Below are 16,222 nucleotides of genomic sequence, written 5' to 3'. Positions count from 1 at the left end.
CACAGAGGAGGCGGCGGACGGGGTTCATTGCAGCCGCACAGTGGCGGTTTCGGAAATGCTGGAGGCGGTCAGCAATCCGCGGGGCAGTACCAGCGGCTGGTAGGCATAGGAGGCGGAGATCTTGAGATAATAGCCGGAGGTGGCACCGGCAGCCATGCCCGAGCCGGAACAGGGCACGCCGCAGCTCGCGACCGGCACATAGGTTGCGGTGCGGCTCAGGCAGGCGCAGCTGCGTGCGCTGTTGGTACAGACCGCGCTGCCGTTGCAGGTGGTGGTGACCAGCGCCGTGGCGGGGGCACGGGCGGCGCGGCGGACATAGTCGGGGATCGCCGCATAGCTCACCGTGTCGCGCTGGGCGAAGCTCGATGTCGCTGCGGCGGACACGGCCTGGCGGAGCGAGCTGCGTTGGATGAGGTAGGTGCCGATATCGAGTGCAACGAGCATCACGCCGAGGAAGAAGGTGGCGAGCAGCGCAAACTCGATGGTCGCGGCGGCGCGACGCTCCCGGAGCAGGCGGCGGATCATTGGACCAGCCCGATCGAGCCGGTGCCGTTGCCCGAGCTGCCGCCGCCGGTGATGCTGGTGCAGGCTGAGCCCGTCGCCGCGCCGCCGGTCGCCGCGATGCGATTGGCGATCAGCATGAAGCACTGGCCGGCCGACAGCGTGGTGCTGCCGCCGCTCATCGTCACATCGGAATTGGGCAGGTGAACCGCGCCGACGAATATATTCTGCGCGCCGGCGCCCCAGCTGGTCGCGCTGCGGGTCAGGCTTTCGATCAGCAGGTCGGCGATCGCGCCGCCGCTGGTGCCGATGGCCGCGGCGACCAGCTTGGTCTTGGCACCGCCGCCGAGATTGAGCGTGCCGGAGAGGATGAAGGACACATTGACCCCGGCCATGTCATAGCCGGAGACGCTCACCCCCTCGAGTGTGTTGCCATAGGTGAGGCCGGTCACCGACGAGGTATAGGGCCAGGTGGTGCCGCCGGTGCCGTTGGTGAAGTTGCCGGCGATCGTGTAGCGGCTGGTGCCGAACAGCACCGATCCGGCGATGGTCATGTTGCCGTTGATCAGGTGGTTGGTGGTCTTGCCGAACACCAGCCGGCTGCCGCCCGAGGTGGTGATATTGCCATTGGCGCTGAACGCGCCGTCGCCCATGAGCATCACCGCGCTGCCCGACAGGTTGACCGCGTCGCCCGAACTAGCCTTGCCCAGCCGGTAGTCGCCCTTGCCGGCCGCGAGCGTCGATCCGCCGCCCACCGCGATACCGGCGCCGACGTCCAGGTCGCCATCGCCCAGTTTCATCCAGCCGCCGCCGCTCAGCGCCACGCTCTGGAAGGCGTGGTTGCCGGTGCCCATGCTGAGCGACGAGCCACCGCCCAGGTTCACCGTGCTGTTGATCGTCACCGCGCCATTGCCGATGCTGTTGGTGCCGTTGAAGCTGATCGAACCGCTGCCGATCTCGATCGTGCCATTGCCCAGGGTGACACCGCTCGATCCGCTGGCGAAACCGCCATTTACCTTGAGGTTAACGTCGCCGAACACGACCGTGGAGCCGCCGCCGATCGAGACGCCATTGGCCACGGTAATGTTCGATCCGCTGGCGAAGCGGACGTTGAGGCCGCCATCGATGGTCAGCTTGCCGATCGTGTAGTTGCCCGCCGGGATCGTGTAGTTCGCGCTGGTGCCGCTGCGATAGCCGGCGACATTGGCCGAGGGCGTCCAGCCGATCGTCCATTCGGCGCCGGCCGGCGTCACCGGATTGGCAAGGGTGCGCGGCGCGACGAAACTGCCGATCAGCTCGCGGGCATTGGCCAGGTCGACATTGTCGGCCAGCGGATCGGTGATGTCGGTCGTGCCCTTGATGATCTTGTCGGACGAGGGGACGTTGGTGTTCCACGAGGGATTGGTGAAGCTGTTGCCGTAGCGGATCAGGTCGGCTGACAGCGTGCCGTAATTGTTGATGACCGATCCGGTGCCGGCGATGATGTTCTTCGCGGTGATGCCGGTGCCGCCATTCTCGACCGTGGACACGGCCGCGACGACGCAATCGGGCGTGTTGATCGTAGCGCCGCCGCTTGTCGAGATCCCGGTGCCGCTCGAGGCGAGCGAGAGAATGCAGGGGGTGCCGATCTGCGCGGCCGAGTTGAGCGAGGCATAGGCGGTCGCGCCCACATCAAAGGCACCGTGGAAGCCCATCGCCGTGCCCAGGGCAAAGGGCATCCGGGTGGTGACGGTGACCTTCACGGCCTTGGTGCCGGCGGTCGGGACATCGTTGACCAGTGTCGCGGTGACGGTGGCGTCGGCGATGCCGTTGACCAGCACCACGTCCTGCGCGGTGGGGGCGAGAACCATTTCACTGTTCGCTGCCTTGTAGGCCAGAGCGGCGGCGAGCGCGCCCATGTCCGCCGCGCGCTGATTGGCGATGCGCTGGTCATAGCCCCGGTTGAGATCCACCGCGAACGCTGCACTGCCGATCACCGCCACCAGCGACAGCGCGCCGATCACCGCGACAGTGCCACGACTGTCGCGCACCAAGCGCGCGCATATCGTGCGCAAGGCATGTGAGAGCTTTAGAGGAATTTCCCGACCCTTGTTCTTTGCGTCGGGCGCTAGGTAGGCGGGGTAAACGATCCATTACGGATGCATGTTGGTATCGGTATCACGGTTGCACGAGATGCAATCGTTCAACCGGCCTCCGGTGCACGCTTGTATCTCTAAAATGCTGTAAACATAGAGAAATTGTAGGTCGCGTCGTCGCCGGATATGTACATCGCCAGCGACGAAGATGAGCCGAAATCCGCCATTCTGGGGACTCTCGAGCATCTCCGGCCTCGCCCTGCCGTGAAACGGCTAGCGGATCACCAAGGTCAGCTGGCGCACCAGACTGCGCTCGATCGGCTCGTCGAAGCGGCAGCCGATATGCGTGCCGTTGTTCCACACCACCGTGGCGGGCACCGGGGCGCCGTCGGGCAGGTTGAGCCACACCTTGTCGCCCGTTCCGTGCGGGGCTTCGCAGGCGAGGCGGCAGCCATAGACCGACAGGTCGTGCAGCATTGCCTCGACCGGCTTGTTGCCGCGCTTGGTGAGGGTGGCGCGGGTGACGAGAATGCGATGACGCGTCGCGGCCCGCTGCTCGACGAGCGCAGGTGCTACGGCCCGATATTGGGAGAACTTCGTTGCCATTCTCTCTCCGCCCCGGCGCGCACCCTGCCTTGGACGGTTTAACAAGGGCTTAAGGGGTTTTCAGCACGGCCTCGACCTTGGCCGCCAGCTCGGGGCCGGCGTGCAGGCCGAGCTTGCTCCGCCGCCACAGCACGTCCTCGGCGGTGCGCGCCCATTCATGGTCGCGCATCCAGCGTATCTCGGTGGCTGTCAGGCCGGCGCCCAGGTCCTCGCCGAGATCGGTCACGTCGCGCAGCATGTCCGCCAGGCAGCAGCCATAGGCATGCGCCATGCGTTCGGCCCGGGCATCGCCGAGGAACGGCCAACGCGCCTTGGTCTGCGCCACGAACCTGTCGAAATCGGCGATCGTGCCGCCGGGGAAGGGGCGGGCCCGGGTAACAGGCTCGACTTCGCCGCCGAGTGCCGGGCCGATCTTCGCCAGCGCTTCCTCGGCCAGCGCACGGGCGGTGGTGATCTTGCCGCCGAAGATCGAGAGCAGGGGTGGGCCCTTGTCGTCGAGCTCGAGCACATAGTCGCGGGTCACCGCCTGAGCCTTGGCGGCGCCGTCATCGTGCAGGGGGCGGACGCCGGACCAGCTCCAGACGATGTCAGCGGGGGTGACCTGCCGGGCGAAATAGCGGTTCACCGCCGCGCAGAGATAGGTCTTCTCCTCCTCGCTGCACACGGCATCCTCGGGGCGTTCGACCTGAATGTCGGTGGTGCCGATCTCGGTGAAGCCGCCCTCATAGGGGATGGCGAACACGATCCGGCCGTCGGGCTGCTGGAGGATATAGGCATGGTCGCCGTCGAACAATTTCGGCACGACGATGTGGCTGCCCTTGACCAGCCTGATCTGAGAATGATTAGCAATAGCCAGCGCGTCGAGCAGGTTTCGCACCCACGGTCCGGCGGCGTTGACCAGGCCGCGCGCCTCGACGGTGCGGCCGTCTGAGAGCTCGGCATGCCAGATTTCGCCCTCTCGCCGGGCGCCCAGCAGCTCGGTGCGCGTCGCGATCTCGGCGCCATGGGCCGCGGCGTCCACGGCGTTGGCGAGGGTGAGGCGGGCGTCATCGACGCGGCAGTCCGAATAGACGAAGCCCCTGTGGGTGCCGGCCAGGGGGGCGGTGAAGGCCTGGTCCCGGGCAGTCAGGTCGCGGGAGCGGGGCAGGGTGGAATTGCTGCCTATCGCCAGCGCGTCGTAGAGGTAGAGGCCGAGCCGGACCATCCACCAAGGGCGGAGCGCATGGGCATGGGGCAGCACGAAGGTGAGCGGGCGGATCAGGTGCGGTGCGGCCTCCAGCAGCCGCTCGCGCTCGTGCAGCGCTTCGCGGACCAGGCGGAACTCGTAGGTCTCGAGATAGCGCAGCCCGCCATGGATCAGCTTGGTCGAGGCCGAGCTGGTATGGCTGGCGAGATCGTCCTTCTCGACGAGCAGCACCTTGAGCCCGAGCAGCGAGGCTTCGCGGGCGATCGCGCACCCGTTGATCCCGCCGCCGACGATGAGCAGGTCATATGTCACGCTGTGAGGTTACGGCGTTGGCAGGCGGCTCGCGAGTCCTTATCTTAGGGGTCAATGGCAAAACCAAAACATAAAGCTGGACTGCCCACGCGGCAGCAGATTCTGGATTTCATCACCAATTCCAACACGCCCGCAGGCAAGCGCGAAATCGCCAAGGCCTTCGGACTGCACGGGCAGGACAAGATCCTGCTCAAGGCGCTGCTCAAGGACATGAGCGACGAGGGGCTGATCGACGTCGCCCCGGGCCGCGCCTTCCACAAGATGGGCGGCGTGCCCAAGGTCACCGTGCTGCGAATCACCGACGCGGATGGCGACACCACCTGGGCGGTGCCCGAGCGCTGGGAGGCCGAGGGCGTGCCGGTGCCGCGGCTGCGGGTTCGCGAGCCGCGCGGCAAGCGCTCGGCGCTGGCGATCGGCGACCGCATCCTTGCCCGCACCGAAGAGGCCGGCAACGGCTGGATCGCCCATCCGATGAAGAAGCTCGCGCGCGGCGAGGAGCTGATGCTGGGCGTGCTCAAGGAAGAGGCCGGGCGGCTCTGGCTGCAGGGCGTCGAGAAGAAGGAGCGGCGCAACTGGATGGTCTCCGACGCCGGCGGCGGCGAAGTCGGCGACCTGGTGCTGGCCGAAAAGACCGGCCGCCCGCCGCGGATCACTGCCAAGGTGGTCGAGATTCTCGGCGATCCCTTCGCCCCGCGCAGCTTCTCGCTGATCGCGATCCACCGGCATGGCATCCCCAATGTCTTCTCGGAGGACCTGCTCGAAGAGGCCGAGCGGGTGTCGAAGCTCGACCTCGGCAAGCGCGAGGACCTTCGCCATCTGCCGATCGTCGCCATCGACCCGGCGGATGCCCGCGACCATGACGACGCGGTCTGGGCCGCGCCGGACGAGGATCCGAAGAATGAAGGCGGCTGGAAGGCCGTGGTCGCGATCGCCGATGTATCCTTCTATGTCCGCCCCGGTTCGGAGCTGGACCGCGAGGCGCGCAAGCGGGGCAACTCGGTCTATTTTCCCGACCGCGTCGTGCCGATGCTGCCCGAGATCCTCTCGGCCGAGGTCTGCTCGCTCAAGGAAGGCGAGGACCGGGCGGCGCTCGCCTGCCATCTCCAGATCGGCAAGCATGGCGAGCTGAAAAGCTGGCGCTTCACGCGCGCCGTGGTCAGCATCGCGGCAAACATCGCCTATGAGGATGCCCAGGCCGCCATCGACGGCAAGATCGAGCATCCGCTCACCGAAACGGCGCTCAGGCCACTCTGGAGCTGCTGGCATGCGCTCAACAAGGCGCGCGACAAGCGCGAGCCGCTCGACCTCGACCTGCCGGAGCGCCGCATCGTCCTCGACGAGATGGGGCGTATCCTCTCGGTTGCTCCGCGCGAGCGGCTGGATGCGCACAAGCTGATCGAGGATTACATGATCGCGGCCAATGTCGCGGCGGCCAAGGCGCTGGAGGCGAAGAAGGCGCCGGTGATGTATCGCATCCACGAGCCGCCGGCCCGGGAGAAGCTCGTCGCGCTGCGGGAATATCTCAAGACCTTCGGCATCGAGTTCGCACTGGGGCAGGTCATCAAGCCGGCGACGTTCAACCATATCCTGAAGCGGGTTGGGGAGAGCGACTTTCGCGAGCAGGTGATGCAGCAGGTGCTGCGCAGCCAGATGCAGGCCTCGTATGGCCCGGCGAACCACGGCCATTTCGGCCTGTCGCTCGGCAGCTATGCGCACTTCACTTCGCCGATCCGCCGCTATGCCGACCTGATCGTCCACCGCTCGCTGGTCCATGCCTATGATCTCGGCCCGGGCGGGCTGACGCAGGAAGAAGCCGCGACGATGGAGCGGATCGGCGAGAGCATCTCGAGCCTCGAGCGCCGGGCAATGGAAGCGGAGCGGGAGACGATCGACCGTTATGTCGCCGCCTATCTCGCCAATCATGTCGGCGAGGTGCTGGAGGCACGGATCACCGGAGTGCAGAGCTTCGGCTTCTTCGCCACCGTCGATGGCGTCGGCGGCGACGGGCTGGTCGCGGCACGGGACCTCGGCACCGAATATTTCCGGCACGACGAAGCCGGACAGCGGCTGGTCGGCGACGAGAGCGGCGACGAGTTCACCCTCGGCATGCGGCTGCAGCTGCGGCTGGTCGAGGCGAACCCGGTATCGGGCGCGCTGCGCTTCGAGCTGCCGGACGGCGTCGGTTCGGCCGGTCCTTCGGGCTTCCGGCCGGAACGGGCTGGCAAAGGGCGGCCGCGCCCGATTAAGAGGCGGGGCAGACCGGCCAATATTCGCCACAATGGGAAGCGGCGCTGATCTGGGTTCATTGACCATGTGTCCTGTGCCCTTATGCTTCGCCTTCCACATTCCGGGGGATTCGACCCAATGCTGAAGCCGTTCATCCTTGCCCTCGCGCTTACTGCCGCCCCGGCGCTGCCCGCCGCCGCGCAGACCGCGCCGGCTCCGGCTCCCGCGGCCCAGGCCAAGCCGACCGCCGCCGACTTCGCCAAGAACATGCAGGGCGCCGTCGGCCAGACCTTCGAGGGCGGCATCGTCCTCAAGAACATCACTTCCGAGGCCAATACCCTGGTCCTCACCGTCGATGGTCCGGCCGGCTGGCGTACCCAGCTGACCCCCGCCGACATCTCGACCGCGCTGGTCGGCGGCTTCTGCAGCACGGCGCCGCAGTTCTTCGCCACCGGCGTGTCGATGCGGGTCGACTCGCTCGACGGCGGCAAGCTGGCCAAGGGCCCGACCGTCACCACCTGCCCGCCGGCCGCTCCGGCGACGCCGCAGTGATCTCCTCCAGCGTCCCGGTCTCCATCGGGGCGCTGGCCGCAGGGGCGCGGCGGCGAATCCGCGCCCATTTCTTCGCCCTCCACGCCGTATCCGCCGAGGAGGCGGTTCCCTTCGTGCCGCAGCGGCCCATCGAGCGCCGCCAGTTCGAGCGCATGCAGCGCGCCGGGATCATCCATGCGGCCGGGCAGGACCGCTACTGGTTCGACCTTGCCGCCTTCCAGAAGGACCAGGACCGCACCCGCGCCATCCTGGTTCCCATCGTCATCGTCCTCTGCCTGCTCGCCGCGGGGCTGCTGACCCTACTCTACTGAGAAGCTGAGCCCGGCATTGGCCTCGAGCCGCTTGACCAGGGGCTCGGGCATCAGGCCGCCGGCGGTCCAGATGCCGCCCTTGCCCTCGGCAGGCACGTCGCGCAGCAGGCAGAGCGCGCTTTCGGCGATCATCTTGCTCGTTGAGCCATAGCCGGGATCCTTGTCGCCCTTGACCGTTGCCGACAGGCGCTGGCCGTCCGGCATCTCGGCGACGAAGACCAGGTCGTAATAGCCGGTTTCGCGCTCCTCCTTGCTCGGGCCTTCGCCCGGGGCGGGGCCCTTGTCGGCGGCCATGGGGTTGATCTTCGCCAGCGCCTCGGCCGCGGCCTTGCCGATCTCGCCGAGCCCGGGGACGATGGTCATCTCGTCATACTGGAAGTCCGCGCCATAGGGCTGGCCGGCCAGGAAGTTCGAGCGGTGGACGTTCTTGGTGTTGATCACCGCCATCATGAAGGGGGCGACCCAGGCATCGACCGCCTCGTCATGATAGGGAACCATGCCGTTCGGCTGGTGCGGCCCCTGGAAGCCGGGGGTGAGGGCGAAGGGATCGACCATCAGCTTGAGGATCGAGGGATCCCTGGCCGCGGCGGCCATCGACGCCTTGCCGCTGGCGAAGGTGCCGCCGGAGAAGGTGCCCTTCATCGCCCGCACCCGGCCCTTCACCCGCGGCGCCGGCCTGCCGAAGCGGGCGATCGCCGCCTGCTGCACGGCCCATACGCCGAGATCGAAGGGGATCGAATCGAAGCCGCAGGAGAAGACGATGCGCGCGCCGCTGGCCTTGGCGGCATCTTCGTACTTGCGGATCATCTGGCCCATCCAGGCGGGCTCGCCGCACAGATCGACATAGGCGGTGCCGGTCTCGATACAGGCGGCGAGCAGCGCCTCGCCATAGAGCTGGTAGGGGCCGACGGTGGTGATGACCACGGAAGCGCGGCTGGCCATCGCCGCGAGGCTGGCGGGATCGTCCGCGTTGGCGGTGAGCAGCGGCGTGTCCGCCGGCGCGCCGATCTCGTCGCGCACTTCCTGCAGCTTGGTGAGCGAGCGGCCCGCCATCGCCCATTTCACGTCCGGGTAGCGGGCGGCGAGATACTCCGCGACGAGCCGGCCGGTGAAGCCGGTGGCTCCATAGACGATGATATCGAATTCTCGGTTTGCCATTCTTGCGGTTCCTGCTCCTGCTCGCCTTTGGGGCGATTCATTGAATCTCTTGATACTCGCTTTTACGTGCGTGGGAGAGCGGCGAGGTGCCGATTTCCCGTGCGCGGGCTTTTGCGATCAGGACCAGTGAAGCAGAGGAAATCCTACATTGGAAGGGGCGGTATGGTGGTTTGGCGTGGTTTGGCGACCATCCACGCTATTCTCCGTCATGCTGAACTCGTTTCAGCATCCAAGGCGCCGCGAAGGATATCGCTTGAGGCGCGTTGGACCCTGAAACAAGTTCAGGGTGACGATGGGTGTGGGGCAGGCGGGTAGCGCCTCTCTCAGTCCTGCCCCTCGCGCAGCGCGTTCCACAACGACTTCACGTCGCGGTTGAGTCCCATCAACTGCTCGCCCCGCATGCCCGAGCGGGTGAGCAGTTCCTCGGCCAGGCAGCCGCATTCCTCGCGCATTTCGGCGCCGCGCGGTGTCAGGCGGACCTGGACCTGGCGCTCATCCTCGGGATTGCGCTCGCGCCGGACGAAGCCGGCAGCCTCGAGCCGCTTCACCAGCGGCGTGATCGTGCTCGATTCGAGCGCGAGTCGCTCGGCGATCGCGCCGACGGTGCGGCCGTCCTGCTCCCACAGCGCGTGAAGCACCAGATATTGCGGATAGGTGATGCCGAGCCGGTCGAGCATCGGCTTGTAGGCGCGCGTGATCGCCATGCTGGTCGCGTAGAGCGAGAAGCAGAGCTGGTCGTCGAGCGGTGTGGCGGCGGGCATGATCGGTCTCCTTGGCCAGGGCCAAATTCGTCAAAATACATATCGCGATAAATATTCGCTAGACAAGGGCCGACTCACGCACTAGCTAAACGTTATCGCGATAATGATTATCGCAGAACGTTTTTAAGGAGACCGAGCATGTCCGTCGACGTCAAGTACAGCACCCGCGCCACTGCCACCGGCGGACGCGATGGCGAAGCCCGCAGCGAGGATGGCCGCGTTGCCGTGAAGCTCTCGACCCCGAAGGAACTGGGCGGCGCCGGCGGCGAGGGGACCAATCCCGAGCAGCTGTTCGCGGCGGGCTATTCGGCCTGCTTCATCGGCGCACTGAAGGTTGCCGGCATGCAGCTGAAGATCAAGGTTCCGGCCGAGACGACGGTGACCGCGACGGTGGGCATCGGCCCGCGTTCGGAAGGCGGCTTCGGCATCACCGCCGACCTGGAAGTGAACCTGCCGGGCCTGGATCGCGCCGATGCCGAGAAGGTGGTCGAGGCAGCGCACCAGATCTGCCCCTATTCGAACGCCACGCGCGGCAACATCAATGTCGGCCTGACCATCGCCTGACCTGACCTTATGAAGCTCCCGGCTGCCGGCCCGTAAAATGCGGAACATCCGCAATTTTCCGGGCTGGCAGTTAACCTGCACAATGATGAAAGATCATAGCTAGTGGTAGATCGCGCATAGCGAATCGCCATGGGGGCGCCGCCGGCCCGGCCGGAGGAAGGGAAGCGATGGCAATCGCAAGGAGCGAGGGTTCCGAGACGACGGGGGGCACGGCGGCCTATCGCTGGGCGACCTGGCTGTTCGGTTTCTCGGTGGCGCAGCCGGTGCTGGTGCTGCTCGGCTGGACCCTTGGCATCCCGATCCTGCGCGGCCTGGGCAATCCCCATTATTCGATCATGCCGCTGGCATCGGTGCTGTTCTTCCTGGTGGCGCTGGGCGGGCTGCTCGCGCATCGCGAGAAGCGCACGGCCGCCCGCATCGTCATCGGGGTGGCGCTGGCGCTGCTGAGCCTGCAGGCATTCCACTACCTTGCCCATTTCGACCTGGGGCTCGAACGGCTGCTGTTCTACCGGCAGGTGATCGAGCTCAATGTGCTCAACAAGGGCGTCCCGGGCACGGGCGCGATCAGCATGCTGATGCTCGATTGCGCCGCGATGCTGCTGATCACCAGCGATGCGCCACTGCCGCGGACCTGGGCGGCGCTGATCGCCAGCACCGGCATCGGCCTGACCGCGCTGACCGCGACGATGATGCTGGTCGAGGCGCCGACCCAGATCTCGCCGAGCTTCATCGGCCGTTCGATCACCACCGCCATTCCCAATTTCGCGCTGGCCACCGCGATCCTGCTCCATGTGCTGCATGGCCGGGAGCGGCGCGAGATCGGCTTCGAATACCGGCTGTTCCGGCGGCTTTCCCCGGCAATCATCGCGCTGCCGGTCTTCCCTTCGCTGCTGGCGCTCGTCCTGGTCCGCGATGGCGGGCTGGGGCTCAACGAAGCGCAGTTCATGGTGGTGGCGTGCAACATCCTGATCGTGTCGCTGCTGCTGATCGTCGGACTGCGCGGCGCGCGCCAGCAGAACGATGTGGTGCGGCTGCGCGGCGAGCAGCTGCGCGCGATCCTGGCCGGGGTTCCCGATGCCGTGATCGTGATAAACCGCGAAGGGCTGGTGACCGATTTCAGCCAGGCCGCGGCCGCGCTGTGGCTGGTCCCGGCCGGGGCGCAGGGCTGCAACATGGGCAGCTATCTCGGCGAGCGCGAGCGGACCAAGCTGATGGCGATGCTGGGGCGCGAGCAGCCCGAATTCCTGCTGACCGGCGAAGGCGTGCGCACCGACGGCACGCGCTTTCCGCTCGAGCTGCGCGGGGCGAAGTTCAAGGGGATCGACGGGATCACCTGCTTCACCCTGTTCGCGCGCGACCTTTCCGAAAAGCTTGCCGCCGAGAAGCATGTCGCGAAGCTCTCGGCGCAGCTCGCTCATGTCTCGCGCCACAATGCGATGGGCGAGCTGGCGGCCGACCTGGCGCATGAGCTCAACCAGCCGCTGACCGCGGCGATCAACTATCTCTCCGCCGTCGGCTATCTGCTCGGCCAGCAGGGCGATGCGGGCAAGGCGCCCGAGATGGTCTCGCAGGCGCGCGGCCAGGTGACGCGGGCGGGCGAGATCATCCGGCGGATGCGCGACTTCGCCCAGCACCGCGAAGTGCGCAAGCATCTGGAGCCGCTGCGGCCGATGATCGACGACGCGATCCAGCTGGTCCGCGCCGGCAGCGATTCACTCGATGTCGAGGTGGAGCTGGCGATCGAGCCGGCGGACGTCGCGGTGTTCGTCGATCGCATCCAGGTGCAGCAGGTGATGGTCAACCTGCTGCGCAACGCGGTGGAGGCGATCCGGTCGGCCGAGCAGGCCGCCGGGCGAATCGTGATCGCGGCACACCCGATCGCGGGCGACTGGGTGGAAGTGGAATTCCGCGACGACGGCCCCGGTGTGCCGGAGACGATCCTCGACCAGCTCTTCGAGCGCTTCACTTCGACCAAGGCCGGGGCGGGGATGGGCATCGGCCTGTCGATCTCGCGGCGCATCGTCGAGGCGCATGGCGGCACGATGCGCGCGGTCAATGACGAAGACGGCGGCGCGACCTTCTGCTTCACGCTGCCGGGCGCGCTGCACGCCGCCCATTAGTCCGCGTTCAGGCGGCTTCGTTGAACTGCAGCGCGGCGAGCCGGGCGTAGAGCCCGCCCTGGGCGACCAGCTCGGCATGGGTGCCGGTCTCGACGATCCTGCCTTCGTCCATCACGATGATCCGGCCGGCGGCGCGGACGGTGGCGAGGCGGTGGGCGATCACCAGCGTGGTGCGGTTCTCCATCAGCCGCTCGAGCGCGTCCTGGACGAGGCGCTCGCTCTCGGCATCGAGCGCGGAGGTCGCTTCGTCGAGCAGCAGGATCGGGGCGTCACGGAGCAGCGCACGGGCGATGGCGATGCGCTGGCGCTGGCCGCCGGAGAGGCGGGCGCCACCCTCTCCGAGGAAGGTGTCGAGGCCCTCGGGCAGGTCGCGCAGGAAATCGGCGGCGTTGGCGGCCCGGGCGGCGGCCCAGATCTGCTCGTCCGACGCGTCCCAGGCGCCGTAGCGGAGATTGTCGCGGGCCGAGGCGCCGAAGATCACCGTCTCCTGCGGCACCATCGCCATGCGGGCGCGGACATCGGCCGGGTCGGCGGAGCGGATCGGCACACCGTCGATGCGGACTTCGCCGCCCTCGGGGTCGTAGAAGCGCTGGAGCAGCTGGAAGAGAGTGGACTTGCCGGCGCCCGAGGGACCGACCACCGCCACCGTCTCGCCCGGGCGGATGTCGAGCGAGAAGTCGCTGAGCGCCGAGACTTCGGGGCGGGTGGGATAGCGGAAGGTGACATGGTCGAACGCCACCGCCCCATGGGGCGGCTGGGGCAGGGCGACCGGATTCGCCGGGGCGGCGATGTCGGGCTCTTCCTGGAGCAGCTCGGCCAGGCGGCTGGCGGCGCCCGAGGCGCGCAGCAGGTCGCCATAGACTTCGGTCAGCGTGCTGAACGAGCCGGTGACCAGGCCGGCGGTAAGCACGAAGGCCATGATCGAGCCGCCCGAGGTGCGCCCGGCGGCGACATCGGCGACGGCGGCCCAGACGATCAGCACGATCGCGGAGAACAGCGCGCCGATCACCAGGGCGGTCATGATCGCGCGCAGGCCGAAGCGGCGCTTGCCCGCTTCGAAGGTGCGCGTGACCGCGCCCTGGAAGCGCTCGCCCTCGCGCTTTTCCTGGCCGAAGGCCTGGACGATGCGCATCGCGCCGAGGGTCTCGCTGGCGATCGAGCCGACATCGGCGACGCGGTCCTGGCTGTTGCGCGAGAGCTGGCGGACGCGGCTGCCCAGCCAGACGATCGGCAGGATCGTGATCGGGATGCCGACGATCAGATAGGCGGCGATCTTGGGCGAGAGCGCGAACAGGTAGATCACGCCGCCGGCGCCGGTGAGCAGGTTCCTGAGCGCCATCGACACGGTGGAGCCGACCACCTGCTCGACGATCGCGGTATCGGCGGTGAGGCGCGAGGCGATCTCGGACGGGCGGTTTTCCTCGAACCATTTGGGCGGCAGGCGAAGGAGATTGCGGTGCACGGCGATGCGCAGGTCCGCGACGGTGCGCTCGGCCAGCCACGAGACGAAATAGAAGCGGATCGCGGTGAACAGCGCGAGCGCGAGGACGACGAGCAGCAGCCCCTCGAAATAGATGCCGATCCGGCTGGTATCGACGCCGGTCGCGAAGCCATGGTCGATGATCAGCTGGAAGGTGCGCGGGATCAGCAAGGTCGTCACCGACGAGCCGAGCAGCGCGATCATCGCGATCAGCAGCTGGAGCGGATAGCGCCGGGTGAAGCTCCACACCACGAGCAGGTTGGAGAGCTTGCGCTTCTGCGGCGGCGCGGCGGGGGCGGTTTCGGCCATGGGCGCGGGACTAGCGCACATGGCGGGGCAGGGAAACTGTCCTTTGCCCGAGGGTGATCGCGGCGAGTTAACGCGAATCAGAGGATGGTGGTTTAATCGTGCATGCAGAGAGGGTTAGGCGGAGCGGTTATAGGATTTCGTAATCACGGTATGGGAACTTGTCCTCGTTCCGTCGCATTATGATACCGGGCGCCGTTGCACCGCAGCACGGGCCTACTATAACGCTACCATAGCCGCCGCCGTCGAGGGGAGGGGGACGGCGGAAGGGACGCAATGCTGTACGACGCTTATGAGATCCAGCGCTCGCTTCTCGCAGGTGCGAGCGCGCTGGCCAATTTCTCCGCCGGGCTGCTGAACAATCCCGCGAATCCGTTCGCCTATTTCGGCGGCGGGCCCGTGATGGCCTCGGCGCTGGAGGTGTTCGCGCATGCCTCCGCGCCGCGCGGCAAGCCGGATTTCGCGCTCGATCATACCGAGATCGACGGCAAGACCGTGCAGGTCCATGAGGAAGTCGTGCTGCGCAAGCCGTTCGGCCAGCTCAAGCGCTTCGTGCGCGAGGGCGTGGAAGGCGGTCCCAAGCTGCTGATCGTCGCGCCGATGTCCGGCCACTATGCCACGCTGCTGCGCGGCACGGTCGAGCGGATGCTGCCGGTGGCGGACGTCTACATCACCGACTGGCGCGACGCGAAGCTGGTGCCGATGGCCGAGGGGCGCTTCGACCTGCAGGACTATGTCGATTACCTGATCGAATTCCTCGCCTTCATCGGCAAGGACGGCGATCCGCGCCCGCATGTGCTGGCGGTGTGCCAGCCCTCGGTGCCGGCCTATGCCGCCGTCGCGCTGATGAGCGCCGACAACCACCCGAACCGTCCGGCGACGCTGACCATGATGGGCGGCCCGATCGACACGCGCGAGGCGCCGACCGCGGTCAACACGCTCGCCACCGAGCGTCCGTTCAGCTGGTTCGAGCAGAACGTCATCGCTACCGTGCCGATGAGCTATTCGGGCGCGGGGCGGAAGGTCTATCCGGGCTTCCTGCAGCTCGCGGGCTTCATGACGATGAACCTCGGCAACCACATGATCTCGCACTGGGAGATGTTCAAGCATCTCGTCCAGGGCGATGAGGAGGGTGCCGAAGCGACGATGAAGTTCTACGAGGAATATCGCTCGGTCTGCGACATGACCGCCGAATTCTACCTCCAGACGATCGACCTGGTGTTCCAGGCGCATGCGCTGCCCAAGGGCGAGATGATGCATCGCGGGCGCAAGGTGGACCCGGCGGCGATCAAGGACGTCGGTATCCTCGCGATCGAAGGCGAGAAGGACGATATCTCGGGTATCGGCCAGACCAAGGCCGCGCTGACCATCGCGACTTCGCTGCCGGAATCGCTGAAGCAGTATCACCTTGCCGAGGGCGTCGGCCATTACGGCATCTTCAACGGCTCCAAGTGGCGCAACCGCATCGCGCCGGTGCTGGAGCAGTGGATGGCGACGCATAAGGGCTGAGGCGTGTGAACTCCCCTCCCTGGAAGGGAGGGGCTGGGGGTGGGTCGCGTCCTGGCGTACTGCCGACGTTACGCCCCGTTCTGGTCGTATCGCGTACATCCACCTACCCCTACCCCTCCCTTCCAGGGAGGGGTATTCCGGGGTCAATTATACTCGCTGGTCGCGACCACGCTCCACACCAGCCAGGCCACGCCTGCCCAGATCGCGACGATGAGCGCCACGCCCGGCCAGCTGACCGGGCGCTGGGTCTCGATCTCGGCGCGGGCGCGGTGCTCGGCGAAGAGGGCGGGCGGGATCAGCCGTTCGAACAGCCAGACGCCGAGCGGGATGACGATCGCATCATCGACCAGGCCGAGCACGGGGATGAAATCCGGGATCAGGTCGATCGGCGACAGCGCATAGGCAGCGACCAGCACGCCGACCAGCTTGGCGAGCAGCGGCGTGCGCGGATCGCGCACCGCGAACCAGATCGCATGTGCTTCGGTGCGGATGCGGTGGGCGAGCGACGGGCCGGACATGCACCTTGGGTGACTTGCCCGGCGCCGTCGGTCAAGC

At 67.1% G+C, this 16,222-nt stretch carries 14 protein-coding genes; 6 read left to right on the top strand and 8 right to left on the bottom strand.

Translation table 11 applies throughout. The features are described from left to right. Positions 1 to 24 precede the first annotated feature (24 nt). From O3305_RS11210 to glpD, 4 genes are all read right to left on the bottom strand, one after another. Positions 25 to 525, bottom strand: a complete 501-nt coding sequence (locus O3305_RS11210) for a TadE family protein (protein ID WP_269572644.1) — start codon at positions 523 to 525, stop codon at positions 25 to 27. Continuing rightward, on the bottom strand, positions 522 to 2,531 hold the full coding sequence (locus O3305_RS11205; RefSeq protein ID WP_269572643.1) for a beta strand repeat-containing protein: 2,010 nt from the start codon (positions 2,529 to 2,531) through the stop codon (positions 522 to 524). Before O3305_RS11205 ends, O3305_RS11210 begins: the two co-directional genes overlap by 4 nt. Positions 2,532 to 2,849: 318 nt before the next feature. Continuing rightward, a complete protein-coding gene (locus tag O3305_RS11200; protein ID WP_269572642.1) occupies positions 2,850 to 3,182 on the bottom strand; it encodes a PilZ domain-containing protein in 333 nt (110 codons plus the stop codon). Positions 3,183 to 3,231: 49 nt separating this feature from the next. Next, positions 3,232 to 4,680, bottom strand: coding sequence for a glycerol-3-phosphate dehydrogenase (gene glpD / locus O3305_RS11195; protein WP_269572641.1), 1,449 nt, complete (start codon positions 4,678 to 4,680; stop codon positions 3,232 to 3,234). A gap of 54 nt (positions 4,681 to 4,734) precedes the next feature. On the opposite strand from glpD, the gene rnr reads away from it, so the two are divergent. The 3 genes from rnr to O3305_RS11180 all read left to right on the top strand — a co-directional run bounded on the left by rnr (position 4,735) and on the right by O3305_RS11180 (position 7,769). Next, positions 4,735 to 6,975: a ribonuclease R gene (gene rnr, locus O3305_RS11190; protein ID WP_269572640.1), complete on the top strand. Its 2,241-nt coding sequence runs from the start codon at positions 4,735 to 4,737 to the stop codon at positions 6,973 to 6,975. A gap of 69 nt (positions 6,976 to 7,044) precedes the next feature. Next, the gene (locus O3305_RS11185; protein WP_184168940.1) at positions 7,045 to 7,458 is read left to right on the top strand and encodes a hypothetical protein; all 414 of its coding nucleotides are present in this window, start codon (positions 7,045 to 7,047) and stop codon (positions 7,456 to 7,458) included. Further along, positions 7,455 to 7,769: a hypothetical protein gene (locus O3305_RS11180; protein ID WP_269572639.1), complete on the top strand. Its 315-nt coding sequence runs from the start codon at positions 7,455 to 7,457 to the stop codon at positions 7,767 to 7,769. The genes O3305_RS11185 and O3305_RS11180 overlap by 4 nt, the downstream gene beginning before the upstream one ends. Here the strand turns inward: O3305_RS11180 and O3305_RS11175 are convergent. Continuing rightward, the gene (locus O3305_RS11175; RefSeq protein WP_269572638.1) at positions 7,758 to 8,927 is read right to left on the bottom strand and encodes a saccharopine dehydrogenase family protein; all 1,170 of its coding nucleotides are present in this window, start codon (positions 8,925 to 8,927) and stop codon (positions 7,758 to 7,760) included. The two genes, O3305_RS11180 and O3305_RS11175, sit on opposite strands and share 12 nt — an antisense overlap. A 323-nt stretch (positions 8,928 to 9,250) precedes the next feature. Continuing rightward, the gene (locus tag O3305_RS11170; protein WP_269572637.1) at positions 9,251 to 9,688 is read right to left on the bottom strand and encodes a MarR family winged helix-turn-helix transcriptional regulator; all 438 of its coding nucleotides are present in this window, start codon (positions 9,686 to 9,688) and stop codon (positions 9,251 to 9,253) included. A 138-nt stretch (positions 9,689 to 9,826) separates the two neighbouring features. Between O3305_RS11170 and O3305_RS11165 the strand changes: the two genes are divergently transcribed. Together O3305_RS11165 and O3305_RS11160 are read left to right on the top strand one after the other, a co-directional pair. Then, positions 9,827 to 10,252: an organic hydroperoxide resistance protein gene (locus O3305_RS11165; protein ID WP_269572636.1), complete on the top strand. Its 426-nt coding sequence runs from the start codon at positions 9,827 to 9,829 to the stop codon at positions 10,250 to 10,252. A 167-nt stretch (positions 10,253 to 10,419) separates the two neighbouring features. Continuing rightward, positions 10,420 to 12,372 (top strand): PAS domain-containing sensor histidine kinase, encoded by a 1,953-nt coding sequence (locus tag O3305_RS11160; protein ID WP_269572635.1) that lies wholly within the window; start codon positions 10,420 to 10,422, stop codon positions 12,370 to 12,372. Positions 12,373 to 12,379: 7 nt separating this feature from the next. Here the strand turns inward: O3305_RS11160 and O3305_RS11155 are convergent, their stop codons facing one another. Further along, positions 12,380 to 14,161: an ABC transporter transmembrane domain-containing protein gene (locus O3305_RS11155; RefSeq protein WP_269572634.1), complete on the bottom strand. Its 1,782-nt coding sequence runs from the start codon at positions 14,159 to 14,161 to the stop codon at positions 12,380 to 12,382. 273 nt (positions 14,162 to 14,434) lie between these two features. Between O3305_RS11155 and O3305_RS11150 the strand changes: the two genes are divergently transcribed. Then, entirely contained in the window at positions 14,435 to 15,667 is a 1,233-nt protein-coding gene (locus tag O3305_RS11150) for a polyhydroxyalkanoate depolymerase (protein WP_269572633.1), read from the top strand. Positions 15,668 to 15,810: 143 nt separating this feature from the next. Here the strand turns inward: O3305_RS11150 and O3305_RS11145 are convergent, their stop codons facing one another. Further along, the gene (locus O3305_RS11145; RefSeq protein ID WP_269572632.1) at positions 15,811 to 16,185 is read right to left on the bottom strand and encodes a YkvA family protein; all 375 of its coding nucleotides are present in this window, start codon (positions 16,183 to 16,185) and stop codon (positions 15,811 to 15,813) included. Positions 16,186 to 16,222: the final 37 nt, after the last annotated feature.

Origin of the sequence: Sphingomonas sp. NIBR02145, from assembly GCF_027359115.1 — a bacterium.
Taxonomy (GTDB): Bacteria; Pseudomonadota; Alphaproteobacteria; order Sphingomonadales; family Sphingomonadaceae; genus Sphingomonas; species Sphingomonas kyeonggiensis_A.
This window is presented reverse-complemented; position numbering and strand designations above follow the sequence as displayed.